We start from the raw sequence: 25,647 nt of genomic DNA, 5'->3' as shown, positions 1-25,647 counted from the left end.
CAGAGTATCGTGGTGAATTTCATGTTGGAGGAAATAAATGGAATGATTCAAACTGTGACGACGGCACTGTACATCAGTTGACTTGAATCAATTGAGGGTGGAGTTACCTCTTATGAGGTATGGGGAAGAGGTACGTTTAGCGCTATTTATGCTTAACTTGATAAAGGAGTTTCGTTGAGGAAATAGCATGAAATCCTCTCAGTCTAAAACATCGCAAAGTCGGCGTCGATTTTTGCGTGATACTGTCCGAACTGCGGCAGGCGTTGGCGCAGCGGCGTGTGTGTTGGGCTTACAATCGCTGCAAAGCCAAGCTCGAGAAACTAAAGGTGTGCCTATTCGCCCACCCGGTGCTTTGCCAGAAGGCGATTTCGAATCAGCCTGTATTCGATGTGGCTTGTGTGTTCAAGCATGCCCTTACGACACATTGAAACTCGCGACATTACTTTCTCCTGTAGCCACTGGTTCACCTTACTTTACTGCGCGCGATATTCCCTGCGAAATGTGTGAAGACATCCCTTGTGTGGTCGCTTGTCCGAGTGGGGCGCTGGATCCTAAGCTAACCGATATTGATGACGCTCGCATGGGGACAGCGGTTCTTATTGACCATGAAACTTGCCTTAACTGGCAAGGGCTACGATGCGACGTTTGTTATCGCGTTTGTCCGCTGATTGATGAAGCCATCACATTAGAGATGGTTCACAACGATCGAACTGGCTATCACGCCAAACTTATCCCTACAGTGAATTCCGAAGTGTGTACCGGATGTGGCAAGTGCGAACAAGCGTGTGTGTTGGATGTCGCTGCTATTAAAGTCGTCCCGACGGATTTGGCGAAAGGCAAAGTGGGTAGTCACTACAATTTTGGTTGGAAAGAGATCGACAAACCACTCGAAAATATCCTCCCTAGTGAGACGCCTGTACCGGAAGGTGCGCTTGAATCGCTAAAAGGAGGTAAGTAATGGCAAAGAACTTAGCTCAAAATGCTGGCAAAGAAGCGGTTGAAAAGCTTGGCTGGTGGCGCGCGCATCGGTTTTTGATTTTACGCAGACTATGCCAGCTCACCATCATTGCGCTGTTTATGGCTGGGCCGACACTGGGAATTCTAACCGGTAACCTGTCATCAAGTATGTTGCTCGATGCAGTGCCGTTAAGTGACCCGTTAATTTTACTTCAAGCTTTGGCGACAGGGCATGTTCCGGAGTTTAATGCGCTGTTAGGCGTAGTGATTGTCGTGGTGTTTTACGCGATTTTAGCGCCGCGCGCATTTTGTGCGTGGGTGTGCCCGTTAAATATCGTGACAGATTTGGCGGCTTGGCTGCGCAGAAAGCTCAACATTAAAGCGAGCTATCGTTGGTCTCCTACTATTCGTTATTGGCTGATCCCTGTTTTGATGTTGGGTAGTGCGCTATCTGGCGCGATTCTTTGGACATGGTTAGATCCAGTGGCGGCACTGCATCGCGGATTGGTGTTTGGTATGGGCGCAGGTTGGGTGTTGATCGCACTGGTGTTCGTACTGGATTTACTCTTAGTTGAGCATGGGTGGTGTGGGCACTTATGTCCACTGGGTGCTACCTATGGCGTGATAGGCCGAAAAAGCCTGTTGCGCGTTACTGCTGTTCGCCGCGAAGATTGCACCAAATGCATGGATTGCTTTTACGTCTGTCCAGAACCTGAGGTGCTTCGACAACCATTGAAAGAGGGGGATCGTCGAGTTATGGATCAAAACTGCATCAGCTGTGGCCGCTGTTTGGATGTGTGTCCAGAACATGTGTTTGAATTTAAGAATCGTCTAACAGTAAAGAATATCGATTAAGTTACTGAGCCTCATCACTGGCGTTTCTACCTATTTCTCTCGATATTTCAACATCGCGCTTAGCCAAGGAATTGAGTGCGATGTTTATCTTCATAACAATATCCCTATGCCATATCTGCTTGGTTTGGGCTGAAAATAATAATGATATTGCGAATTTGTTACATTTGAAGCTATGATGATGCCTTCATATTTAAAGGAAACATCATGACTACCTCATCGCAAGGCTGGAGAACGCCGCAAAATTTCCTCCTGTTAATTTCCATTATCGTGCCCATTGCTTTTTCTACCTGGATGGCGTTGTTGAACAACTTTGTTATCGAGAAAGCGAACTTTGATGGCGCTGATATCGGTTTACTTCAAAGTGTTAGGGAAGTACCTGGCTTTCTCGCTTTCACCGCGGTATTCGTTTTACTTTTTATCCGTGAACAACGCTTTATGCTCGTCTCTTTGGCGATGCTTACGCTTGGTACGGCATTAACAGGTTATTTTCCCACTTTGTACGGTCTACTTTTTACCACCTTGTTAATGTCCACCGGTTTCCACTACTTTGAAACACTAAAGCAGTCTTTGTCTTTACAATGGCTATCGAAAGAAGAAGCCCCGGAAATGCTGGGTAAATTTATTTCTGTTGGGGCTTTGGCTTCTCTGTTTACCTACGGTGCGATTTGGGTTTCGCTCGAACAGCTCAAACTTGATTTTAAAACGGTCTACTTAATGGCTGGTGGCCTAGGTTTTGTGCTTATTTTGGTGATGGCATTTGCTTTCCCTCAATTTAAAACAAAAGTGCCTCAAAACAAGAAACTCATTCTGCGTAAACGTTACTGGTTGTACTATGCGCTCACGTTTATGAGTGGTGCTCGCCGTCAGATTTTCACTGTTTTCGCTGGCTTCTTGATGGTAGAGAAGTTTGGCTACTCTGCCGCAGACATTACCTTGCTGTTTTTGATCAACTATGTCTTTAACTTCTTGTTTGCGAAGCGAATCGGCCGCTTCATCGGCGTTGTTGGTGAGCGCAAAGCGTTGATGTTTGAGTACGTCGGTTTGATCTTCGTGTTCGTCGGGTACGGTTTGGTGCAAACGGCAGAGTGGGCGGCAGCATTGTATGTTGTCGATCATTTATTTTTCGCGTTAGCGCTTGCGATTAAAACCTACTTCCAGAAAATTGCCGATCCTGCCGATATGGCGTCGACCGCTGGGGTTGCGTTTACTATTAACCATATTGCGGCGGTTGTGATACCCGTTACGTTTGGTGTGATTTGGCTGGTTTCTCCTGCTAGCGTATTTTACATCGGTGCAGGTATGGCGGCTGTGAGCTTACTGCTGTCACTTAATATTCCAGCGAAGCCAGAAGAGGGCAATGAGACCCGCTTATTAAAGTGGAGCTAAGTTGGTACTTACTATCTAGTAATAGAAGTTAATTATTGTTAATAGCTTCATTGACTTGGGTGCTTATGCACCCTTTTCTTTATCCTCATGCTGTGTCTTCTATGGTTGTACATATCTATTGGGTCCGTTAGGGTTTTATACCTAAGTATGTTGAAATTACTCGGGTACAACATGAGTCGAAACACTAAGGAGGGTTTTACAGTGCAGGTACATGGCAGGGAGTTGGATTTAGATCTAGGAAACCGTCACGTCGTTATTCAACGTCGCTATGAGGCGTTAGGTGCTGCCAACGATCTGCTCATAGCTATTTGGTTTTTAATTGGTAGCTTTTTCTTTTTGAATGATTCGTTGATTGAAAGCGGGACTTGGCTGTTCATCGTAGGCAGCGCACAGTTGATCATTAAGCCCCTGATAAAACTGATGAGTTTAGTTCATGTTGGTAGCTTAAATAAGCAACTTTCTGGCACATCAACGAGCCGCTGAGATTACACGCCTATTTTGAGCACCTGCAAGCAAAAGGCTAATGAGCGGGTTATCGAGGGGAAAGAGGGAAACATAACGTGGTCACAACACTAACCACGTTATGTTCAGCTTGAAGCTTTAGAATTTAAAACGGATACCAGAACAGTTGTGTGTCCATAATACGCTTGCTGATCGCAGCAATCACTATCACTGCAATCCCCGCCATGCAGATCATATCGGCTTTGGTAAGTGGTTTTAGGCTGTACCAAGTGCGAGATGAGTGACGGCCAAAACCACGTAGTGTCATCGCGTTTGAGATTTGGTCTGCTCTGTCCAAACTAGAGAAAATCAGAGGGCCAAGAATCTTCGCCACGTTCTTCATACGAGTGAACAACGGAGCCTTCTTACTCAGTTCTACTCCACGTGCTTGTTGCGCGTGCATGATGTTAACAAAGTCCTTTTTCACTTCCGGCAAGTAGCGCAGCGTTAAGCTCACGGCATAGGCGATTTTGTAAGGCACACCCAAGCGGTTCAAGCTGGCTGAAAACTCCGTCGGGTGAGTGGTAAATACAAACACCAACGCGATTGGGAACATGCTGAAGTATTTCAACGTCACTGTTACCAGATAAAACAACGTCTCTTGAGTGAGCGAGTAATTACCGGGTAACGGGAGTAAAACCGTTGATGAGCCCATGAACTCAGTACCTTGTTGCGGTGCTAACGCGAACATAAACAGGGCATTGATCAGCAATACCGTGCCTGTACCGAGTAAAAGTGGTTTATAGACATGAAATGGCACTTTGGTCATTTTCAATAAGCCCAAACCAAGCACAATCAACAGTGCAATGATTCGCAAGTCAAACGTGGTCAACACCACCGTTACCCAAGCAATGAAAAGCAAGAACTTAGTAATGCCATTCAACTTATGAAGTGGCGATTGGGTATCGATGTAGTTGATACCAAACTTCATCTTATTGTCTTTCATGCCACCGCTTTCTCTGGTTGGTTTACTTCGCTGCTTTTTTGTTGGCGGTGCGCTTTCTCTACATTGATAAAATGCTGCATAAAGCCATTGGTGTCTTCGATGCCAACTTTCGTAGCCAACTCAAACAGACTTGTTGTGGTGAGGTTCGCTTGGTCTAGTAGCTCTGGACTGCTGAATACCTGCGTCATTGGTGCATCCGCGACTAATTTACTGTCTGCAATCACGATAGAGCGCGTGGTGTATTCCAGCACTAAATGCATGTCGTGGGAGATGATCATCACGGTTACGCCCAACTCGCGATTGAGCTTTTCGATGAAACTCAGCATAGACGTGTAGTTCCGGTAGTCCTGACCTGCCGTCGGTTCATCAAGGATCAGAAGCTCTGGTTCCAAGACCAGAATTGACGCAATGGTCACGCGCTTTTTCTGGCCATAACTCAATGCTTCGATTGGCCAGTGACGGTATTTGCTCAAACCGCACAGCTCAAGGACTTCAAGTACTTTAGCTTCGATTTGTTTCTCTTCAATGCCACGATTACGGAGGCCGAAGGCCACTTCGTCGAAAATCATGTGATGGGAAATCATGTGATTCGGGTTTTGCATCACCACGCCCACTTTCTGGCTGCGCTCGAAGATGGTCAGTTCGTTAAGATCTTGACCATTCATGCTCATTGAGCCGCTATCCGCTTCAATAACGCCCATAATCAGTTTGGTGATGGTCGATTTACCCGAGCCATTTTTGCCAAGTACAGAGACAAACTCGCCACGCTTGATGTCAAAACTCACGTCTTCTAACGCGTTTTTCTCACCGTCGTAAGAATAGGTGAGGCCACGGACTTCAAGTAAAGTCTCGGCTGGTGTTTTAGGTCGTTGTGCTGTTGAACCATCAAACCATGCTTGTACTGCTGGTTTATATTGCTCTAACGGTAATGTGGTTAAGCTAGAAGGTTTTGCATCGCCCTCAATCGCGCAGCCTGCTTCTTTCAGAGCCGAAATATAAAGCGGTTCGCGGATGCCGTAATCTTCTAGCAGAGGCGACGCTAAAATTTCATCTGGCGTTGTATCGGCAATGATTTCGCCGCTTTCCATCAAGATAATACGGTCAACGGAGCGATGCAGAACGTCCTCAAGACGATGCTCAATGATTACGATGGTTTTGCCTGTTTCGCGGTGTAGCTCATCGATGATCTCGATGGTTTTTTTACCCGTTTTAGGGTCAAGCGCAGCTAATGGTTCATCAAACAAAAGGATATCGACGTCATCGACGAGAATGCCCGCCAAAGAAACACGCTGTTTCTGCCCGCCAGATAAATCGTGGGGAGAGCGATCTAACATCTGTTCCAAGTCGACCATTTTGGCCGTGGCTTTGACCAATGGGTACATGTCGATGTTAGAAGTTAGCTGGTTTTCCAGCGCAAATGCGATGTCTTCGCCAATGCTCAAGCCGACAAATTGGCTGTCCGTATCTTGCAGTACGGTGCCAACTTGCTCAGTGTATTGGTGCATGTCGAAAGGGGCGGTGTCTTGACCATTGATGGTCAGTGTTCCACTGGTTTCCCCTTTGATTGCGTGTGGGATCAGTCCGTTAAGACATTGCCCAAGGGTAGATTTACCACTACCACTTGGACCGATAATGACGATTTTCTCTCCTTTCTCTGTCCTTAGATTGATATTTTTTAGCGTCGGTTTGTCCAGCGACTCATATCTAAAAGAGAAGTTAGAAAATTCGATTGTCATTCGACATTAAGCCTCTGTTAAGTTACGGCTTTGCTTGTTACGTTTAGCGACAGACTTAAGAATGAAGAAGCCAACAATAGCAATAAGAATGGTGTTACCGATCGCGATAATAGAAAGCTGGGTAAACACTTTAGTGAACGGTTCTGCGTATAAAATCGTGTCGAGGAATGCAGAGCAACCGTAACCAAATACGTTGCCTAATAGCGCAAGTACTACGAATAACGCGAAGTCTTTCATATTGAAATCGCCTTTCTCTAAACGGTAGCGCGTTAGAGAAGGGAATAGACCGATAATCAAACCAACAATACCTGAACCAAGTACCCAAGTGAGCCATACGCCCCAACCTGCGAATAGGTCAGTGACCCAGTGGCCAATAAAACCAACCAAAAAGCCAACAAGTGGGCCAAATAGTACTGAGAACAATGCTAATACTGCCATGGCTGGTTTTAGCGTTGTGTTTGCAAACACAGGGATGCCAAACATAGGTAAGCCACCGATGCCGTAAAGAGCAGCACCGATTGCAATAACCACAACGGTTTTAGCAGAAAGATTCATAGATAACCTCAGTTCAATGGTCGATTTTAAAGAACGTTCATTTATATTGTTGGAAAGCATTGGTTATTTGATTGTGTAACATATATACAAAACAACCAAGTTGCTTATTGTTTGCTCTATTTTTCTTCAGGAAATGTGTGATTTGATTCACGTATCCCTTTGACTGGCTTTGTTTTTTAGCAAGCATTAAAAATAAGGCGCGCATTATACAGAATATTGATAAAAGTGGGAATGCTATCTGTCTGGATGGCTAGAATGAAATCGGAGGCTGATTGTCAGCCCCCGATTACACTTTCTGATACTATTTTCATCGATAAATGAATGAGCTAGCTGTTCATTAATGGTCTAGGTACAAATAATTCTGCCAGCTCTTCATGCGAATCAGCACTTTGCGCATCACTGACACGTGAGTAAAGCTGTCTGAGTAAACGGCGACTTCAACCGCGGTACCCATTGGTAGGTGGTATTCGCTCAAATCGTCCGTGATTTTCAGCTTCGCAAATACACGTCCGCTTGTGCGCAGGGCATCGGTACCAAGCAGAGCACCTCTGGCTTGAATTTGGCTTTCACCAATAGCTGGAATCACGTCGATGACTTCGCCACGGAATACCTTGCCCGGTATCGCACGGAACATAAACTCCGCTTCAAAGCCTGCCTTCAAACGTTGTAGCGAGTTTTGTCTGAACGCTGCGGTGTACGTAATGTCTTCGGTATGAACGAAGGTCATTGCAGGGGCAAGCGGCAACGGCACAGCCATCACACCAGGGCGCAAAGCCAATTGCGTAACGTAACCATCGGTTGGCGCACGAACGACGGTTTGCTCAAGGTTGAACTCTGCTTTACGTAGCTCAGCGAGTAGTTGCGCGACTTGGGTATTCTCACCGCCGATTTCCGACTCTAATGCGATCTGTGCTTGCTCTTGCTGCAAAATGGCAACGTCTAGCATGGCTTCTGCCGCTTTGTACGCTTGGCGTCGAGTATCTAGATCTTGTTCTGTAAACGCGCCGCGATCAAAGCCCCTTTGATATCGGCTAAATTCTCTTTGCGCTTTATCTCTATCGGCTTGTGCTTTCAAAACTGCCGCTTCTGCCTCTCTCAAGTCAGACTCTAAACTCAACGCGCCTTGGCTTGCTTCTTTAACTTTCGCTTCAAGGCGTGCGACTTCCGCTTCAAAAGGCACAGGGTCGATTTTGAACAGAATATCGCCGGTTTTGAGCGGTTGGTTCGCTTGAACGGGCACTTCCACAACGCGGCCACGTACACCAGAGACGATAGGCGTAGTTGGGAACACTTGGTTACCTAACTGAGTAAATGGGTGGTTGTAGTTCATAAGAAGGACGAGTGTGCCCACCAACACTACGCCGCCAAGTACGGCTGTAGGTACGGTCCATTTGTTCAAAGGAATATTAAAGACTTTAAAAATGGCGATACAAAGGGCTGTATAAGTCAGAATCAGCAATAAATCCATTATTCGTCCTCTTTACTTTGTTCAGTCAAAGGCCTTTGCTGAATCTTTTGTTGTTTCAACATCGATACTTCGTTTTTGAGTTCGTTGACTTCGTCGATGAGCTCTTCAAGACGGTGATGAATGTCGTGAGTTTCTTGCTCAAGTTGTTTGAAGCCCCAGCCTCGCTCCTTGCGCCACAATGTTGCCCATATCCATAAAAATGGCCACAGTGCATGTAAAGTGAAAAGGCTAACCCAGCCTGCGTAATGAATTGCGTCTTGATGAGGGTGTTCGCGTTCTTTAGCAATTTCATACGGAATATCGTGAATAACGATAATCCCGTAGAAGATCACCAAAGCAACGAAGATGAGTAACCCAAGTGCAAAATAGTCTAGAAACATCTTACCTGCCTGTGCTTGTTACCTAATGGAAAATCTTACGTAAATGAACAGTTTAAGTATTTGTCTTAACTATCGTTCAATCAAGTTATTTTGTACTTGAATTATGTTTATGCGATATCCGTATCGATTGCGATTCGGGGACAATAAGAAGTGAAGGCGACTATATTCAAACTAAGTAGTAATAAAGGAAGGAATAGAGAATAAAAGCCACGGTTATGCCCCAAGTGAAGGTTGGGGCACGGTTTAAAGTTCGGTACAGACTTGGTTTCGGCCATTGGCTTTGGCGCGATACAAGGCTTTGTCGGCGCGGTAGAAGGTTCGTTGGGTATTCTCTCCTTCTCGATGTAAGGTAATCCCGATCGATACGGTCAACCCCCGCTCGCCAAGAATATCGTCCCAACCATATTGATAAATGCGTTCGCGGTAATTCTCGGCATGCATTTCTGCCCGTTCTAGATTGCTATTCTCTAGAATGACAAGAAACTCTTCACCGCCAAAGCGAACGCAAGAAGCGCCTTTAAACTTGAAGTATCCTGCTAATTCTTGAGACACACGTTTAATCGCTTTGTCTCCAACAAGGTGACTGAGCTCGTCATTGATGGACTTAAAGTGGTCAATATCGATGACCATCAACGCAAATTCAGTATCGTGCAAAAGCAGGTCTTTGAGTTTGACTTCTAACCAACGTCGGTTGTGCAAAGAGGTTAGCGGGTCAGTAAAGACATCTTGCTGTAGTTGGGCGACCGTATTCTTATGTTGTTTGGTGGTTTCCTTGAGCTCTTTGTTTTCAAGTTCTGACAAAATGAGTTTGAGCTGTAGCTCAAAACGAGAAAGTCGACGTAATTGAGTAGAACCCAATTCACCAATTGGAATGTGTTTGACAAGGTCAGATTCAATGCGAAACGCTTTTTTTTCACAGTTTAATGCTTTCTGAAATAACCCTTGAGAAGCGTAAACTTGACTCATTGCGTTGTAAAAATGCTGAGCGACAAGAGGAGACGAGTGCTTCTGAATTCGTTTACCGATAGAGTCCAGCACTAAGTTGGCTAAAGAGATGTGTCCGACACCGTTTAGACAATATGCGGTCTCGATTTTGACCATTGTGGACAACCAGTACGTGGTAGCACTGCCCGTCGTATACTGAACATTCGAGATAGCAAGCAATGCGTTAGGGTAATCCTCTTGCAAACGATGCAGTTTGGCTCGGTAGAGATGAATTTGCGCAGCAAGGTTTTTATCACTGACGAGGATACTTAGCTCTTCACACTCACTCAATAATTCTTGTGCGTCTGCGGTACGGTTCAAACTGATGTAACAAGCAAGCATGTAAAGCTTGTAGCGCAGACGTAGGGAGCGACTGCTAATGGCGTGATCGATCGCATCGATTTTTTGGTAATAACGCAAAGCACGATGGTGATCCCCATAGGCATCGCACAAATTGCCCATTCCAATAATAGCCAGTACGTACTCATCAATATAGCCATATTCGACGGCGATATTCGTTGCAGCAACATACTCGGTTAATGCTGCGTTGTAGTCACCTACTTCTACTAAACGATCACTCAAGCTTGCTTTTACAGACAGAATATCTTCTACATCGTCGGGTAAAACGAGCAACTCAAGGGCTTGTCGTAGTTCTTCGATGCTGTCGTTGAGCTGTTTAATTTCTCGTCGATACTCGGCACTAATGATATAGCAATGTGCTTTTTCTCGGTTCGTGGATGCAATATGTAACCCGATGTGCTCCCACAGCGTAATCGCTTCTTCACCAGAGACGGAAGAAGGATCGATGCCTGCGTCAGTAACCTTGCTAAGCAGTTGTTCCATGCTTCATTACCTCAATATAGCTTTCTTCGAGTTGCTCTAAAGTGAATGGGAAGGTCAGGATATCTTGCAAATACAGTATCGGTTTGGGACCTTTCAGCCCGCGACGTTTCCATGGATAGATGTCTAACATTGCCTGAACCGTGCGATAGACATCTTCTGCTGCTTGACCTTTCTCTGCAATTAACATAGCTAGTCTGTCACTGGAAATTCGTGAGATGAGATCACTTGAGGTCGTCAATGCATGAACTAGCTCAGTACAAACATCGAGAAATTCGGGGTTTGCATGCTGAATCATAATGATCGCGTGGTTGGAGCGTTTGAGCTCTGTTTTAAACAGAACTAACTGTTCCCACCAGTAGGTCTCGGACACAACATTAGAAAACTGTTTTTCAGGGTCATATTCATGTTGAGAACGGATACGATTAATCAGCTTACGCGCTCGTTGCTCTAGCTGGCGTTTGGAGCCGCGTGCTTTATCCATACTGACTCGATGAGTCTGTTCTTTGAGCATTTTAAGTGCATGTTTACGGTATTTTTTAAACGCGTTAAACGCTGATTCAAAATCACCTTGCTCTTCAGCGACTCGAGATTGCTGAAAGCAGATCTGACTTAGTAGCTCGCCGTTGTCAAAACTAAGCGCGGACTCTTCTGCTGCGAGTAATAACTTTGCTGCACTATCCGTATTTTTGCGCAAGAGTTCGAGCCTTGCGCGGCTAATAAACGAATGTGCCTTCATCCAAATTAGATCATGTTCAATAGCGAGTTTATGTGCCTTTTGTGTGGCTTCTTCTGCGGCATCAAGGCGTTCTAGCCCAAGTAGCGCTAGGCCTTTAAAGTCCCAGATCTCGGCTTGCCATGTGCTGTCATCATGATCTTTTAGTACTTCGGTTGCACCATCCAGCACAGTGAGCATTTCGACAAACTTATTCAGTAAGTAATAGTCCCAAGCCAACAGGATACGAGCTTTGCCTTCCAACCAAGCAATACGGACGTTGTTTGCCACTTTAACGGCCAACTCATGAGTGGAAGCGGCAAGTTGATGCTCATTTGTGATGCGCCATACGTTGCCAAGCCCAATTAGAGATTCGATTTGAATTTCAATATCATCAACGAGGGCGGATTGTTCGAGTGCATTAATCCAATATTGTTGGGCTGAGTAATACTTTGCTTGTCCCCAATATTGGAGAGCAAATAAATGAAGAATTTCGGGCAGGTGGTCGTCGGTTTCAAGTTGGGTTTGCTTGCTGTAGGCGTCTTTGACTAGCTTTAAGCCTTGTCGGTAATCCATTAGGCACCAACAGCACTGCGCCATTATCAGCAATGCTCTGATTTCACCATCCACAAATAAAATTTGCTCCGCGCGGATACGGTATTGCTGCGCAATACTGAAGGTGTGTTCAGGGGCCGTTTTTATTTGGCCTTTAAGCTTTTTGAGCTCATCTTCTAGCTGAATTTGGTTTTTATCCAACGTTCACATCCATGACTATCGAACTGGAATTCACACCTAATATTAAGTGGTTAGATGCATGTTTTATTACCAAAACGATGCGGATAACGCTTTGGTAAACGATTAGGTGCCGTAATGTATACTGTCACAGCCCCTAATTACTACATCTAAATGCCAATAGTTACGATAGGAGCTGTTTGATGGTCAAAGGAGCATCAGTGACTTCTAGCCTTTGTGCGGCGGTAAGACCCTGCTTATCCTGATAGCACAAATTATGCCAAGCTCTGAATATATCTAAAAGAGGTAAAATTCCAGCAGGTCGTAATTTGCGACGTGGCTCGTTAATGAAGCTTTCGAAAAGGATCTGGAAGCGATTTTGATAGAACTGCACATGGCGAGTTGTTGCAACGTTAAACCATTTCTCGGGCTCATTTCTATCACCAGCAAGGTAGCAAATGCCTTTGTGGCTTTCGTCTTGAGTGGAGATCGCCCAGCGATCTCGCCACCAGCTCATATAGGCGATATCGACCTTGCCAAAAGGTGTGCTCATGTCCCAATTTGCATCTTCTTCTACGTACATCAAGTCGACATTTTTCTCTTTAATTCGAGACAAACAAACGCTCAGTGCTGCCGAACGTAGCAGGGGATCTTGAGGCATATATAGAGATACACGTTTGTTGGGGCAACACATATCAAGTACATGCAAGTAATGAGCGTATGATGTGTAAGGCGGACGAACTAATGCACCTTTAGATGGGTAATGGAATACGGAAAGATTACCAAGAGGATCTTCCACGTTACCGCGAGCCAAAATGGTTTGGTATTTTTGGTCAATACGCTCACGCAGGAGGTTCGAAGGTTCCGCTGGCGGTTCACTTGCTTCCGCTGTGTACTCTTGGGAAACAAAACGAGAGACCTCGTCGTACGGGTTATGGTCTAGCGTGGCGATTGGCTCTTCATCAGCAGAATAGTTCACATGTTGACAAAGAATATAGCCTGAGTGGGCTTCACCAGAAACAATCCAGTAGACACCATTATTGCTGTTTGGCTGCAATGCAACATAGTTTGAGGCCAATTCATAGTGCGTTGCGTGGTTTACCCAACGAGCATCAATAGTGGCTAATTTACGGCGACAGCGACTCGCAATATGATCAACATGGTCGTAAAAGGTTTTCGGGTTGATACTGAGTTTTCGGCAGATCTCGCGCACAGAGTAACCAGTAAACAATAAGCCCATTAAATTCTCTTGGAATTGTAGCTTCTTGTTCGCGCCTGACCATTTATCAACAAAGGTACTTTGACACGCTTTACAACGGTAACGTTGACGATCACCACTGTAACCGAAAGCGTGGTAGAGGTGTTTATGTGTGTGGACGGATAGTCCAAAGTTCTCGCAATCATCATTGCGGCACGCAGGCAACCCGTCACTGTGGACGTGTCGCAGGCGATGAAGTTCGTTCACGACATCGCGATTGTTAAGTAAGGGGGGGAAAGCTCCGCATTCACGGCATACCATCGCCGGACGTTTAGGGTTAGCATGTTGCAGAACGTAACGCTTTGCATCACTCAATCCAAAGTTGTCACACGCCAATGTTTTACAAAAGTTGAGTTGTAACCCATCTGCGTCTTTTGGCAGTTCGCCGTTAGACACAATCGCCCCCTCGGGATAATTCGGGCAGCCAGCAATAACTCTGGCTGCAAATTATTACTTACTACTTGTTCTTAGATGTTGATTGCGGTTTCTAGAGCAACTTTCATCATGTCGTTGAACGACTTTTGACGCTCTTCTGAGCTTAGTTTTTCGCCACGGATGATGTGGTCAGAAACCGTTAGGATAGTTAACGCCTTCGCACCTAGGTCTGCAGCAACACCGTAGATACCAGCCGCTTCCATGTCTACACCTAGGATGCCTAGTTTTTCCATCTTCTCGAAGATGTCAGCTTCTGGTGTGTAGAACAGGTCTGCAGAGAATACGTTACCAACTTTCACTGGTACTTGTTGAGCACGCGCTTGGTTTACCGCTTCTTCTAGAAGGCCGTAGTCAGCGATTGCAGCGAAGTCGTGGTTGTTGAAACGGATACGGTTTACTTTAGAGTCTGTAGAAGCACCCATACCGATAACAACGTCCATTAGGTTAACGTCGTCACGTACCGCACCACAGCTACCTACACGGATTACGTTTTTCACGCCGTATTCTGCGATTAGCTCGTGTACGTAGATACAGCAAGAAGGAATACCCATGCCGTGACCCATAACAGACACTTTTTTGCCTTTGTAAGTGCCAGTAAAGCCGAACATGTTACGAACGTCACAAACTTGCTTCACATCTTCAAGAAACGTTTCTGCGATGTATTTAGCACGTAAAGGGTCGCCTGGCATTAGAACCGTTTCAGCGAAATCACCTGGTTGTGCATTGATGTGTGGGGTTGCCATAAGTGCTCTCCAAAGTTTTGTTTTGATAAAACGCCTCTAGTATAGAACGCTATTACCAATTCTGTTGAACTTGTTCGTTTTCGTTGAAGCAATAATATCGGGACGTACAGTAGCCCCTTGAGAGCTTAGTCACAAAAACCACGCTTTTAGAAACCATGAACACCATTGATAACTAAATCTGTTGAAAGCAAAAGAGCAATCGATTCGCTTTTGAGCGATTTGTCGATTGCGCGCACAAAATAGACACTGAGAACATCAAAAACTTTTGAGAAAGCGCTGATCGAAATGCTCTTGAGAAAAGTAAAACGATTAAATTGTACAGTTTATTTTCTTGTACAATATGAAAAGCCTTGCTATAAGTTATACAACAAAACATTTTGTATAGGGATGCGTCATCATGGAATCTTCAATCAAAGTAGGTATCAGTTCTTGTGTTTTGGGTGAACGAGTTCGTTTTGACTCTGGTCATAAAGTAAGTAACTTTGTGACTAAAGAGCTCAGCCCATATTTTGACTTTGTTTCGGTATGTCCCGAAGTGGGCGTAGGAATGCCAGTGCCGCGACCAACAATTCGTTTGATTTCCGAAGAAGAGCGTGTGGCGCTGGTAGAAACTAAAAACCCAGAAAATGACCATACCGATAATATGCTTGCTTACTCTGCTAACAAAGTGGAGGAGCTACAAAGCGAGCAACTTTGTGGTTACATCGTCTGTGCCAAGTCTCCAACTTGCGGTATGGAGCGCGTCAAGGTTTATAGCAAAAATAACGCAGCGAAAGAAGGCGTCGGCTTGTACACACAAACGCTGATGAAAAAAATGCCTTGGTTGCCCGTCGAAGAGGATGGCCGACTCAACGATCCTGTATTAAAAGAAAACTTTATTACCCGAGTATTTTGCCTAAACGACTTTTATGACTCGATGGACGGAGAGCCAACTCGAGGCAAAATTATCGATTTTCATTCGCGCTATAAGTTGACCTTGATGGCGCATCACCCTGAGTCATACCGCTCTCTTGGTCGTTTAGTTGCCGATGTCGCTAGCTATGAAATCGAAGAATTCTATCAAGAGTATCGCTTGGGTCTTATGAAGGCACTTGCGAATCGTGCTAGCCGAAAAAACAACACTAACGTGCTAATGCATTTACAAGGGTATTTTAAGCGCGCTTTAACTAAAGACGAAAAAGAAGAATTAGCAACAGTAATTCATGACTACCGCACTGGTACATTGCCATTATTAGCACCGTTGACATTGATTAAGCACTACTTAAACACTTATCCAGATGAGTATTTAGCAAAACAGAAGTTTTTAGAACCGTATCCGCAGGAGATGAGATTACGCTATGGTTTGTAGTTCAGAAGAAAAACTATACGCGATCCGAGATGTCGCAGAAATCACGGGTGTGAAGCCAGTTACGCTAAGAGCTTGGCAGAGAAGATACAATTTGATCCAGCCTCAGCGAACAGAAAAAGGGCACAGACTTTATCGACAGCAAGATCTCGATACGATTCGTGAAGTCCAGAGTTGGCTCGCGAAGGGGATTGCAATCGGTAAAGTAAAGGGACTTTTGGGAAAAAGTGCGGACGTAGAAGTCAACAATGAAGTTCGTACTCTCGAAGAAGTAGAGACCATGTTATCAGCACTGTCGAAACTGAATCGAGGCAAAGCGGAGAGCTTGCTTGCATCTGTTCTCAAAGAGTATCCATTGAACTTGGTTATTGAACAATTTATTGACCCTGTATTTGACGCGCTGGAGATGGTCAAAGGATCGCTGAGATCGTTGCAGATGGGGTTATTTCAAACTTGTTTGATTACTCGTCTTGCCCTTGTTATCGACTCTGAAAACAAAGCCGCTTCCAAAGGGAAGTGCTTGCTTATCAGCTTTGAACAACATAGGGAAGCAGAGAGCTGGATTCAAGCGGCGAAGTTGTGTGAGCAAGGGTATCACACGACGTTGATCGACAAAGTTGATGATGTCTCTGGTTTACTGGAGCACGAAGTTGTTGATAGCTACTCCCTCATTTACCTGTTTTCCAATAAAGCGCTGGCAGCTAAGCAAGTGGAGTCCATCAAAATGCTTCAAACACGTTTTGGCGAACGTATTGGATGTTCTGAAGTGATTGAGAAACTGCACCTAACAGAGTAGACGAAACGAAGGAGACACCATGATCTTAGTATGGTTTCGACGTGATTTACGAACGTTAGACCACACCGCACTTAAAGCGGCGTTAGATTCAGGTCAGCCTGTTGTCGCTTGTTTTATCGCGACGCCAGAGCAGTGGCGAGAACACCACATGGCGCCGATGCAGGCGGATCTCATTGCTCGTCGTTTAGAGTATCTCAACGACGAGTTGGAAAGCCTGAATGTTCCCTTTTTATATAAAGAGGTGCCGTCGTTTTCTGATTGTACCGAAGTGATTAGTGAATGGGCGAAAACACTTGAAGCAACGTCTGTTATGGCGAATATTCACTATGAAGTGAATGAACGAGAGCTCGATGCACAAGTGAGTGAGGCGCTAGCTTCCCATGATATCGACTTTGAACTGTTCCACGACAAATGTGTGCACCCACCAACGACGGTTCTCAATAAGCAAGGTGAGTATTTTAAGGTATTTACACCATTCAAACGTGCTTGGTTGACGCAGTTTCAAATGCCAGCGGTAACAAAGCCTCAAGAACAAGCGCCGCTAAGCAGCAAACTATTGGAACAATTAGAGCCGATTCGATTTAGTTCAGACTTCACGTTTAGCTATCCTCGAGAGTCCAGCGAGGATTGGTTTGCTTCGACCAATGATGTTTTAAAGCAGCTTAGGGAATTTGCTCGTGAGCGCAGTGATGCTTACAAGGAAGATCGAGATTTTCCGGCTATTGATGGCACCAGTCAACTGTCTCCCTATTTTGCGATTGGTGCATTGTCACCAAGGCAATGTATTGCTCGTTTGTATGCTGAAAATCAACAAAATGACCTAACAGAAGGGAAAGCAACTTGGTTGAGTGAGATCATTTGGCGTGAGTTTTATCAGCATCTGTTGGTTTTCGAACCAAAGCTCGTTAAAGGCAAAGGCTTTATCGACTGGGAAGATAAAATTCAATGGTCTTATGATGAGCAGGCTTTTGAGCGATGGAAGACAGGAGCGACAGGGTACCCGATCGTCGATGCAGCAATGCGTCAGCTCAACCAAACAGGCTGGATGCATAACAGGCTTCGCATGGTTGTCGCGAGCTTTCTCACCAAGGACTTACACATTGACTGGCGTTGGGGCGAAGCGTACTTCATGAGTAAGCTGGTGGACGGCGATTTCGCAGCAAACAATGGTGGTTGGCAGTGGTCTGCATCGACGGGGTGTGATGGGCAGCCGTACTTCCGTATTTTCAACCCGATAAGCCAAGGTGAGAAGTTTGACTCTGATGGTCAATTCGTGCGCCACTGGGTGCCTGAAATCAAAAGTGTGCCAAACAAATACATCCATAAACCTTGGACTTGGGAGGGATTTTCTTTACTGGAATATCACAAGCCGATGGTTGATCACAAGACAGAAAGAGAGATAACCTTACGGCTCTTTAAAAGTGCCAAGGAATAAAGTGAAATGCTTAGCAAAAAGCGATCAATGAGTTTCGCAAAACGTACGCTGTTATCTGTATCGTTATCTTTAGCGAGTGGTTTGTCATTCGCTAAAATGTACGAGCTACCAGAGGATGGCAGTCGTTTAATTGGTCGCCTTGAAAACCACGTCGTGCAAGAAGGCGAAACCATGGCAAATATTGCCAAGCACTACGATGTCGGGATGCTAGGTTTAATGGCGGCAAATAAAGGCGTTGATCCCTTCTTGCCAGAAGAGGGACACGTTCTTACTATTCCAACACAACTGATCCTCCCAGATGTACCCCACAAAGGCATTGTCATTAATTTAGCGGAATTGCGCTTATACTACTTCCCGAAAGGAGAAGATATTGTGCATGTATTCCCCGTGGGAATCGGGCGAATTGGGCGAGACACCCCGGTGATGACAACGCGTATTAGTCAAAAGCGTCCAAACCCTACGTGGACGCCGCCAGCCTCGATTCGTGCTGAGTACAAAGCGAAGGGCATTGACTTGCCAACCGTTGTACCTGCCGGTCCAGACAACCCGCTTGGCATGTTTGCATTGCGTTTAGCCTACGGAAATGGTGAATACCTTATTCACGGTACCAACAAAGATTTCGGCATCGGCATGCGCGTGAGTGCAGGGTGCATTCGTATGGACCCAAGCGACATTGAATGGTTGTTTGAAAAAGTTCGTAACGGTGAAGAAGTGAATATCATTAACCAACCAGTGAAAGTATCACTAGAGCCGGACAGAAGTGTATTTTTAGAGGCACATGAGCCATTGACTCGCAGCAATGGTGAGAAAGATCACCTACAGGTACCAAAAGAGTTAAAGTGGTGGCTGGATGAGTTCGGACTGAAAAATGTGAAGGCTAAAGCAGCGATTGCCGCACAGAATGGAGTTCCTGTCGAAATAACCGCGCCTTAACAGGCGTTAAGACGCGGTATCAAATCTTACTTAGTGTAAGACTGAGCGATGTTATCGATACGCTCGTTAGCACGCTCAGCTTCTTCTTGAGCAGCCATTGCTGCTGCACCTGATTTTTGAACGTCAGATTGAAGAGCTTGTACGTCTTGGCTTAGTTGGCTAACTTGGTTGCTTAGTTCGTCTAGTTTTGCTGCATTTGCTGTTGCTGCGTCATCAGAAGAAGCACAACCTGCTAGTAGAAGTACTGAAGTTGCTGCAGCTGCGATCAACGTTTTGTTCATATAAGAACTCCTTGCTTATAGTGAAAGTCTCGCTACCAACTATTATTTTATACAGCAGCGAGGTTAAATGTGGATACATTTTATCAGTACATGATGTAGCAAAAGTCAAAAAAACCCAAGAATTTCATGGAGTACCTGACGTCAACTTTTACCTGAGCTTAACAAAGGTGAGTGAATTATCATCTCCCTTATTCCCACAACAGTTCTCATAGCAGGTGTTTTTGCCACGTTCCTGATATCAATAATTTAGACGATATTGACACAAATGAAAGTTTCTCGGCGCAAATAACTGCCATTTACGCAGTTTTATTGGAGAACGAGAGGCGCACCTTGAGCTCGCTTTTCTCTAAATCTTAAGCCAAGCAGCTGACCAATAAAGCGAGGGTTTGTTCTTAATTGAGCCGCAAAGGATGTTTTGTTTTCATCCGTGGGAATTAGTTTGTGTGATCTCTATCTATACTCCTATGATTTGCGGTATTATACCGAGCTTTATTTTTTTGCTGCGTTAGAGCGGAAACGACATTACAGAGCGCTCAGACGCTGACTGATTTATTGGAGAATACTTTGCAATTTAAAGATCTAGGCCTAGACAACCGATTGTTGAAGAACCTAAAACACTACGATTTTAAAAAACCAACTGACATTCAAAAGCAGGCTATTCCTGTTGCGATTGCAGGCAAGGATTTATTGGCATCTTCGAAAACGGGTTCGGGCAAGACTTTGGCGTTTGTATTACCAATGCTTCACAAGTCTTTAAAGACAAAATCGTTTTCTGCCAAAGACCCTCGCGCAGTTATTCTTGCTCCCACTCGTGAGCTAGCGAAACAAGTGTATGGTGAGCTTCGCTCTATGCTTGCTGGCCTATCTTATGAAGCTGCATTGATTTTGGGTGGTGAGAACTTTAATGATCAAGTGAAAGCACTGCGCCGTTACCCGAAATTCATCGTGGCGACACCAGGACGTCTGGCTGACCACTTAGAGCACCGCTCGCTTTACCTTGAAGGTTTGGAAACGCTGATCCTTGATGAAGCAGACCGTATGCTGGATTTGGGCTTTGCACCAGAGCTTCGTCGTATCCATAAGGCAGCTAAGCATCGTCGCCGTCAAACATTAATGTTCTCTGCGACGTTGGATCACGCAGACGTAAATGACATTGCGGCTGAAATGCTTAATGCTCCGAAACGTATTGCTATCGGTGTTTCTAACGAAGAACACAAAGATATCACGCAAAAATTCTACTTGTGTGATCATCTTGATCATAAAGAGGCGATTCTAGATCGCGTACTTTCAGAAGCAGAATATCGCCAAGTTATCATCTTTACGGCGACGCGCGATGATACTGAGCGCCTAACAGCGAAGCTAAACGAGAAGAAACTGAAGGCCGTTGCATTGAGTGGTAACTTGAACCAGACTCAACGCAATACGATCATGAGCCAGTTTGAGCGAGCGGTATTCAAGATCCTAGTGACAACAGATGTTGCTTCTCGTGGCTTGGATATTGCGACAGTGACACACGTCATTAACTTCGATATGCCAAAGCATACTGAAGAATATGTACACCGTGTTGGCCGTACGGGCCGTGCTGGTAACAAGGGTGATGCGATTTCTCTTGTTGGTCCAAAAGACTGGGATAGCTTTAAACGTGTAGAAGCTTACCTACAACAAGATCTTGAGTTTTCAGTATTCGAAGATCTGAAAGGTAAGTTCAAAGGCCTGAAGCCACCTAAGCCAGATTTCCGTAACAAGAAAGCAACAGCGAAGAAATCACGCCCTCAAGCGAAGAAGTCGGCTAAGAAACCTGTTAAACGTGACAAGAGTTTCTACAAAAACGTATCAGTGGGTGATGATGTGTTCATCCCGAAGAAAAAGCCAGCGGCACCAAACTCTGAAGAGTAAAAGTCGCTCCAGTTTTCAACTGATTTTAGTTTTTCAAAACCCGAGTGTTCGCACTCGGGTTTTTTTATGCTTATCTCCAGGCGAAATGATGTCTTTCTGTACTAACGTGTTTGCTAGGCTTTTATATTTGTCTGGTTTTATATAAACAGCATAGATCGCTAATTTAGAGAGATATTAAGTTTTATCACCTCGGTCCAAGCAAACGTTTTTCCTCACATACTAGATAAAAATTTCACATGATTATGAAAATGATAATTGATCTCATTTTTATTTAAGGGCAAAATACGCGCCATTGTATTAATCCTATAAATGAATTTGCTCTCTATATGAAATTTACTCATGTTTTTTTAGGGCTCATAATTACCTCTAGTTCTTGCTTTGCCGTTAATGATTTTAATTGGTTGCGAGATGACGCTCGTAAAGATGAGCGAGTTCTTACCTACCTAACAGAGCAGAACCGTAAGACTGAACAGTATCAAAAAAAATATCAGACGTTGACGCAAGATCTGCTCGCGCAGTGGGAAGCCATGGTGGCAGATAAAGGTGATAAACCATGGTCGATCGTAAATGGACGCGAATGGACGTTAACGCGTCGTGACGGTGGTTATGTGTTGCTATCACGTTTGAACCAGTATGCACAAGAGAACACAGTATTTGATTTCTCTGAACGTCAATCTGCATATCCGTATTATCAAGTAGGGCAGTGGCAAGTAAGCGGAGACACGTTGCTTTTTACTGAAGATATTGATGGCAGCGAGCAATATCGCGCCGTGGTTGTTGATTTACTCTCTGGCCAATCTACGGAGCTGGCAACGCACGTCGATAGCGGTGTATTGCTTTCACCTGATGGTAAGATGGCTTACCTCGTTTCGAAGGAAATGCGTACACAGCGACCTCATCAGATCCTACGCATCTCCACTGAATCTTTGGCTAAAACAGTTGTATGGCACGAATACAAATCAGATTGGTTACTTTCTTTCTACCGTGCGGCAGATAGCCGTTACGTGGTGCTGCAAAGCAACAACGAGTCAACCACAGAGCAGAAGCTTGTTGATCTAGAAACGGGCACCGTAAGCGATTCACTGAGAGTGCCGGAAGCGGGCGTGGAATATTACGCGGATGTGGCGAAAGGGCGCGTTTACGTCAACAGCAATCTTGAAGGTACATTTGCACTTTATCAAACCGATCTAGCACCTCTTAGCGCAACATGGCAACGCTTTACTACCCTTCGTGAACCGCTTGACCAGTTCTACCTTTATGATGCAGGAGTTGTGGCACTCAGTAAGCCGAACAACGTAGCGACATTGACGGTGTATTCATACCAAGGTCAGGAAAAAGTGATACTGCCATTGGAACAGGATGGCAATGTCGCTTGGTTGAGCACGTTGGGCGATTTTGAATCAAACAAGATTCGTATACGAAGCATGTCGATGACTACGCCTCCTCAGTGGGAAGAGTTCGATGTAAAAACGCTGACTAAAACCTTGTATTCTCAAGATGCTTACCAAGATTTTGATAGTCAACGTTATGTCTCCCAACGCATTTTTATCAAGTACGATGGTGTTTCTGTCCCGGTCTCTTTAGCGTATCGCAAAGACAAATTACACGCGCAATCACCTGTGATGATTTACGGCTATGGCGCATATGGTTTTACGATGAAACCGTACTTTATGCCTCAAGTCATAAGCTTGCTCGACCAAGGCGTGATTTACGCTATCGCCCATGTTCGCGGCGGTGGGTACTTTGGCGATGAGTGGCACGAGCAGGGCCGTGGTGTGCGCAAAGCCAATTCTATTGGTGATTTTGTCGCGGCCACTAAGGCGATGCAAACGTTTGAACGCGGCAATAGAGAGATTTTTGCCATCGGTTCAAGTGCTGGTGGCACGTTGGTCGCGGGAGCGGTTAATCAAGACCCTAAATTGTTTTCAGGTGTCGTGCTTAAAGTACCTTTTGTTGATGTGGTAGCAAGTATGTCGGACACCTCACTTCCGCTGACCACACAGCAGTATGGCGAATGGGGTAACCCAACCAAATCTGAGCAACTGGCGCTAATGAAAGCGTACGATCCAATTCTCAACATTCATAAAGACGCTTACCCACCCATGCTGGTTCAAGTCGGTTTGATCGATCAGCGCGTGCCTTACTGGGAAGGTGCCAAGTATCTCGCCAAGGTTTCCGCGCTAAGTGAGCGCGACGGGCCGTACTTGTTGCAGACCGATTTTAATTCGGGCCACCAAATGGACCCACGACAAGCGCAAGAACAACAAGCAAAAGAATACGCCTTTCTTTTATCACTAATTAAAACATCTAAAGCGGAGCAGTAAATGAAGCTTACCCCAGTGTCAGCGGCAGTACTTTCGGTACTAGCTGCCAGCCAAGTGCACGCCAAATCTGACGTTTTCTCTATGGAAGAGGTCGTGGTGACGGCGAATCGGATTGAACAACCAATGTCTGAACTAGCAGGCAGCGTCGCAGTTGTCACCAGCGAAGAGATTGAACAAAAGGGCGAAACAGAGCTTTATGATGCGCTGCGTCACGAACCTGGGGTAAGTGTGTCGGGTGGCGCTGGTCGTCCACAAAACATCACGATTCGAGGCATGACGGGTAACCGCATTATGATCATTCGTGACGGTATTCGCTCAGCAGACGGTTTTGGTGCGAATGACAGCAATGACAAAGTGGGCCGCGATACGTTTGATCTTTCTAATTTGGAATCATTAGAAGTAGTGAAAGGGGCGAGCTCCTCAGTCTTAGGTTCTGGTGCTATCGGTGGCGCTGTGATTCTAAAATCCAAACAGCCGGGCGAGTTTTTAAAAGATCGTGACTTTTATGTTGATGCCACGGGCACGTACACGGGGATCAGCAATAAATACAAAGGTGCGAGCAATCTGGCATTTCGTTCTGGCGACACGGAAAGCTTAGTCAACGCGGCGTATTGGCAAGGTGAAGAGACGCGTAACTTCAGCCAAGATTTGTACAACCGCGATTTGGATGGTTACAGCGCGTCATACGCCATCAATCATTTTTTCAATGATGAAGTGATGGTCAAAGCGCGTGCCGAACTTTATCGGCAAGACCAACAACGCCTGGAAGGTTCGCCATCTATACAGAAGGATGGCAAATGGCATATCGAAGACTTCGCAGAAGATGAATCGACAAAAGAGTACAGCGCTTATATTGGTGCAGAGGTTACACCGATTAATCCAACTTGGTTCGAAGAGTTAGATACAAAGGTCTACTGGCGCCACACCGAAGTGGTGGAAGACACGAATCGTTTAATGAGACAAGTTGACCACAATGGTTTGACTGTTAGACGTCGCGAGCTAGAACACAAAACCTTCATTGACGAAACAATTGGCTTCCGTGGTGATTTCACCAATACGATTTATGCTGCAAATGCTGAGCACCAATTGGCTTACGGTATCGAGCTTTCTACTGACTATTATGAACGCACAGATAGCGATTCCAAGATTGATTGGAACGGGGTAACGCCTTCGACCAAACAACCTTTCGCTCCTGCTCGTGCTTATAACATTGGTCTGTACGTTCGAGACATGGTGGAGCTGGATAAATGGACCATTACAGGCGGCCTGCGCTTTGATGCGCATCGTCTAACACCGGACGGTGAGGGTGAAGTGGGCGGTTTCCCATTAAAAGACATGGATAGCTCAGAGGTATCTCCAAGCCTATCGATTTCTCGTGAAGTGTTTGCCAATAACATCGCTTATGCATCTTATAACCACGGTTATCGTGCTCCGGAATACGACAAAGCGTATGGCTTCGTAAACCATGACTTTGTGCCGCTAACGCCGTTTGTCATTGCACCGAACATGGACCTAGAGGCTGAAACTTCGGACTCCTTTGAAATCGGTAACAAATTCGATAATGGCCGCGCGCAACTTTACGTTTCTGCATTTTACAACAAGTTCCAAAACTTCATTGATGTTGTTACCACAGGGCAAGATAACTTCGGTAACTACATCAAGCAATACCAAAACTTACACGGCGTTGAAACCTACGGCGCCGAGCTTTCTGCCGCGTACGCTTTCACTTCGTCTTGGAAGCTAAGTACCAAGCTTGGTTATGTGGACGGAAAGGACGCCGAAGGCGAGTACGTTCGTAGCATCACACCTTTCGAGGGCAATGTTGGGCTGAACTATCAGCAACAAGACTTTAATGCGTTCGCGACGTGGAATTGGGCTGGTTCGATGGATCGTGTGCCGAGTTGCCAAACGTCGCTCGGACAAAAGACAGAATGCGCACAAACAGAGGCATGGAACACGCTCGATCTGGGGGCAAGTTACCAAATCACCAAAGATTTTCGTTTGAGTGCGACGATCATCAACCTGTTCGACAAAGAATACATTCGCTACCAAGACGTTGCTGGCATAGCAGATGAGAGCAAACGCTACTCAACGGAACCAGGTCGTTACTTTACGGTTAACGCGAAGTACATCTTTTAGTAGGAGC

The 25,647-nt window shown here is 45.4% G+C and carries 21 protein-coding genes; 11 read left to right on the top strand and 10 right to left on the bottom strand.

The genetic code is table 11. The features are described from left to right. Nucleotides 1–187: 187 nt before the first annotated feature. From napG to NDJ01_RS03360, 4 genes are all read left to right on the top strand, one after another. Nucleotides 188–958, top strand: coding sequence for a ferredoxin-type protein NapG (gene napG, locus NDJ01_RS03375; protein WP_015313573.1), 771 nt, complete (start codon nt 188–190; stop codon nt 956–958). Then, complete coding sequence (napH, locus tag NDJ01_RS03370; protein ID WP_047009578.1) at nt 958–1,812, top strand: quinol dehydrogenase ferredoxin subunit NapH; 855 nt, start codon at nt 958–960, stop codon at nt 1,810–1,812. The genes napG and napH overlap by 1 nt, the downstream gene beginning before the upstream one ends. A 204-nt stretch (nt 1,813–2,016) precedes the next feature. Beyond that, the gene (locus tag NDJ01_RS03365; RefSeq protein ID WP_005394895.1) at nt 2,017–3,198 is read left to right on the top strand and encodes an MFS transporter; all 1,182 of its coding nucleotides are present in this window, start codon (nt 2,017–2,019) and stop codon (nt 3,196–3,198) included. Between the two features lie 201 nt (nt 3,199–3,399). After that, complete coding sequence (locus NDJ01_RS03360) at nt 3,400–3,681, top strand: YrhK family protein (protein WP_256899177.1); 282 nt, start codon at nt 3,400–3,402, stop codon at nt 3,679–3,681. Between the two features lie 124 nt (nt 3,682–3,805). Here the strand turns inward: NDJ01_RS03360 and NDJ01_RS03355 are convergent, their stop codons facing one another. The 9 genes from NDJ01_RS03355 to deoD form a co-directional block, all read right to left on the bottom strand. Continuing rightward, a complete protein-coding gene (locus tag NDJ01_RS03355; RefSeq protein WP_256899176.1) occupies nt 3,806–4,645 on the bottom strand; it encodes an energy-coupling factor transporter transmembrane protein EcfT in 840 nt (279 codons plus the stop codon). Then, nucleotides 4,642–6,381, bottom strand: coding sequence for an ABC transporter ATP-binding protein (locus NDJ01_RS03350; protein ID WP_258586252.1), 1,740 nt, complete (start codon nt 6,379–6,381; stop codon nt 4,642–4,644). Before NDJ01_RS03350 ends, NDJ01_RS03355 begins: the two co-directional genes overlap by 4 nt. 6 nt (nt 6,382–6,387) lie before the next feature. Beyond that, a complete protein-coding gene (locus NDJ01_RS03345) occupies nt 6,388–6,936 on the bottom strand; it encodes an ECF-type riboflavin transporter substrate-binding protein (protein ID WP_005375133.1) in 549 nt (182 codons plus the stop codon). 337 nt (nt 6,937–7,273) lie between these two features. Then, nucleotides 7,274–8,404, bottom strand: coding sequence for an HlyD family secretion protein (locus NDJ01_RS03340; RefSeq protein WP_047009576.1), 1,131 nt, complete (start codon nt 8,402–8,404; stop codon nt 7,274–7,276). Next, nucleotides 8,404–8,784, bottom strand: a complete 381-nt coding sequence (locus NDJ01_RS03335; RefSeq protein WP_006741936.1) for a DUF3302 domain-containing protein — start codon at nt 8,782–8,784, stop codon at nt 8,404–8,406. The genes NDJ01_RS03340 and NDJ01_RS03335 overlap by 1 nt, the downstream gene beginning before the upstream one ends. Before the next feature lie 243 nt (nt 8,785–9,027). Beyond that, nucleotides 9,028–10,611 carry a diguanylate cyclase gene (locus tag NDJ01_RS03330; RefSeq protein WP_006741935.1) on the bottom strand — a complete coding sequence of 528 codons (1,584 nt, stop codon included), beginning with the start codon at nt 10,609–10,611 and terminating at the stop codon, nt 9,028–9,030. After that, nucleotides 10,595–12,079, bottom strand: a complete 1,485-nt coding sequence (locus NDJ01_RS03325; RefSeq protein ID WP_047009573.1) for a lipopolysaccharide assembly protein LapB — start codon at nt 12,077–12,079, stop codon at nt 10,595–10,597. Before NDJ01_RS03325 ends, NDJ01_RS03330 begins: the two co-directional genes overlap by 17 nt. 160 nt (nt 12,080–12,239) lie before the next feature. Further along, nucleotides 12,240–13,709, bottom strand: a complete 1,470-nt coding sequence (locus NDJ01_RS03320; RefSeq protein ID WP_005394913.1) for a hypothetical protein — start codon at nt 13,707–13,709, stop codon at nt 12,240–12,242. Nucleotides 13,710–13,780: 71 nt separating this feature from the next. After that, nucleotides 13,781–14,491 carry a purine-nucleoside phosphorylase gene (deoD, locus tag NDJ01_RS03315; protein ID WP_005394915.1) on the bottom strand — a complete coding sequence of 237 codons (711 nt, stop codon included), beginning with the start codon at nt 14,489–14,491 and terminating at the stop codon, nt 13,781–13,783. A gap of 397 nt (nt 14,492–14,888) precedes the next feature. On the opposite strand from deoD, the gene NDJ01_RS03310 reads away from it, so the two are divergent. The 4 genes from NDJ01_RS03310 to NDJ01_RS03295 are packed head-to-tail and all read left to right on the top strand — an operon-like array spanning nt 14,889 to nt 19,000. Beyond that, the gene (locus NDJ01_RS03310) at nt 14,889–15,839 is read left to right on the top strand and encodes a DUF523 and DUF1722 domain-containing protein (RefSeq protein WP_046875782.1); all 951 of its coding nucleotides are present in this window, start codon (nt 14,889–14,891) and stop codon (nt 15,837–15,839) included. Further along, entirely contained in the window at nt 15,829–16,632 is an 804-nt protein-coding gene (locus NDJ01_RS03305) for a MerR family transcriptional regulator (protein WP_047009571.1), read from the top strand. Before NDJ01_RS03310 ends, NDJ01_RS03305 begins: the two co-directional genes overlap by 11 nt. 19 nt (nt 16,633–16,651) lie before the next feature. Beyond that, nucleotides 16,652–18,067, top strand: coding sequence for a deoxyribodipyrimidine photo-lyase (gene phrB / locus NDJ01_RS03300; RefSeq protein ID WP_258586251.1), 1,416 nt, complete (start codon nt 16,652–16,654; stop codon nt 18,065–18,067). 6 nt (nt 18,068–18,073) lie between these two features. Next, on the top strand, nt 18,074–19,000 hold the full coding sequence (locus tag NDJ01_RS03295) for a L,D-transpeptidase family protein (RefSeq protein ID WP_005394922.1): 927 nt from the start codon (nt 18,074–18,076) through the stop codon (nt 18,998–19,000). A gap of 26 nt (nt 19,001–19,026) precedes the next feature. Here NDJ01_RS03295 and NDJ01_RS03290 read toward each other — a convergent pair whose 3' ends face one another. After that, entirely contained in the window at nt 19,027–19,281 is a 255-nt protein-coding gene (locus NDJ01_RS03290; RefSeq protein ID WP_005375145.1) for an Lpp/OprI family alanine-zipper lipoprotein, read from the bottom strand. 552 nt (nt 19,282–19,833) lie between these two features. On the opposite strand from NDJ01_RS03290, the gene NDJ01_RS03285 reads away from it, so the two are divergent. The 3 genes from NDJ01_RS03285 to NDJ01_RS03275 all read left to right on the top strand — a co-directional run bounded on the left by NDJ01_RS03285 (nt 19,834) and on the right by NDJ01_RS03275 (nt 25,640). Next, a complete protein-coding gene (locus NDJ01_RS03285) occupies nt 19,834–21,177 on the top strand; it encodes a DEAD/DEAH box helicase (protein ID WP_047009779.1) in 1,344 nt (447 codons plus the stop codon). Nucleotides 21,178–21,503: 326 nt separating this feature from the next. Continuing rightward, on the top strand, nt 21,504–23,501 hold the full coding sequence (locus NDJ01_RS03280; protein ID WP_258586250.1) for a prolyl oligopeptidase family serine peptidase: 1,998 nt from the start codon (nt 21,504–21,506) through the stop codon (nt 23,499–23,501). Further along, nucleotides 23,502–25,640, top strand: a complete 2,139-nt coding sequence (locus tag NDJ01_RS03275; protein ID WP_258586249.1) for a TonB-dependent hemoglobin/transferrin/lactoferrin family receptor — start codon at nt 23,502–23,504, stop codon at nt 25,638–25,640. It begins immediately after the preceding gene. The last annotated feature ends 7 nt before the right edge of the window (nt 25,641–25,647 follow it).

The organism is Vibrio sp. HS-50-1 (genome assembly GCF_024747315.1).
Taxonomy (GTDB): Bacteria; Pseudomonadota; Gammaproteobacteria; order Enterobacterales; family Vibrionaceae; genus Vibrio; species Vibrio diabolicus.
The sequence above is the reverse complement of the archived record's forward strand: the minus strand, read 5'-3'. Positions and strand labels throughout refer to the sequence as shown.

Coding starts and splice junctions, on each gene's coding strand:
- NDJ01_RS03295 (WP_005394922.1), top strand. CDS start 18,074: ATGCTTAGCAAAAAGCGATCAATGAGTTTCGCAAAACGTACGCTGTTA.
- NDJ01_RS03355 (WP_256899176.1), bottom strand. CDS start 4,645: ATGAAAGACAATAAGATGAAGTTTGGTATCAACTACATCGATACCCAA.
- napG (WP_015313573.1), top strand. CDS start 188: ATGAAATCCTCTCAGTCTAAAACATCGCAAAGTCGGCGTCGATTTTTG.
- NDJ01_RS03330 (WP_006741935.1), bottom strand. CDS start 10,611: ATGGAACAACTGCTTAGCAAGGTTACTGACGCAGGCATCGATCCTTCT.
- NDJ01_RS03280 (WP_258586250.1), top strand. CDS start 21,504: ATGAAATTTACTCATGTTTTTTTAGGGCTCATAATTACCTCTAGTTCT.
- napH (WP_047009578.1), top strand. CDS start 958: ATGGCAAAGAACTTAGCTCAAAATGCTGGCAAAGAAGCGGTTGAAAAG.
- NDJ01_RS03275 (WP_258586249.1), top strand. CDS start 23,502: ATGAAGCTTACCCCAGTGTCAGCGGCAGTACTTTCGGTACTAGCTGCC.
- NDJ01_RS03345 (WP_005375133.1), bottom strand. CDS start 6,936: ATGAATCTTTCTGCTAAAACCGTTGTGGTTATTGCAATCGGTGCTGCT.
- NDJ01_RS03350 (WP_258586252.1), bottom strand. CDS start 6,381: ATGACAATCGAATTTTCTAACTTCTCTTTTAGATATGAGTCGCTGGAC.
- NDJ01_RS03340 (WP_047009576.1), bottom strand. CDS start 8,404: ATGGATTTATTGCTGATTCTGACTTATACAGCCCTTTGTATCGCCATT.
- NDJ01_RS03365 (WP_005394895.1), top strand. CDS start 2,017: ATGACTACCTCATCGCAAGGCTGGAGAACGCCGCAAAATTTCCTCCTG.
- phrB (WP_258586251.1), top strand. CDS start 16,652: ATGATCTTAGTATGGTTTCGACGTGATTTACGAACGTTAGACCACACC.
- NDJ01_RS03335 (WP_006741936.1), bottom strand. CDS start 8,784: ATGTTTCTAGACTATTTTGCACTTGGGTTACTCATCTTCGTTGCTTTG.
- NDJ01_RS03310 (WP_046875782.1), top strand. CDS start 14,889: ATGGAATCTTCAATCAAAGTAGGTATCAGTTCTTGTGTTTTGGGTGAA.
- NDJ01_RS03305 (WP_047009571.1), top strand. CDS start 15,829: ATGGTTTGTAGTTCAGAAGAAAAACTATACGCGATCCGAGATGTCGCA.
- NDJ01_RS03290 (WP_005375145.1), bottom strand. CDS start 19,281: ATGAACAAAACGTTGATCGCAGCTGCAGCAACTTCAGTACTTCTACTA.
- deoD (WP_005394915.1), bottom strand. CDS start 14,491: ATGGCAACCCCACACATCAATGCACAACCAGGTGATTTCGCTGAAACG.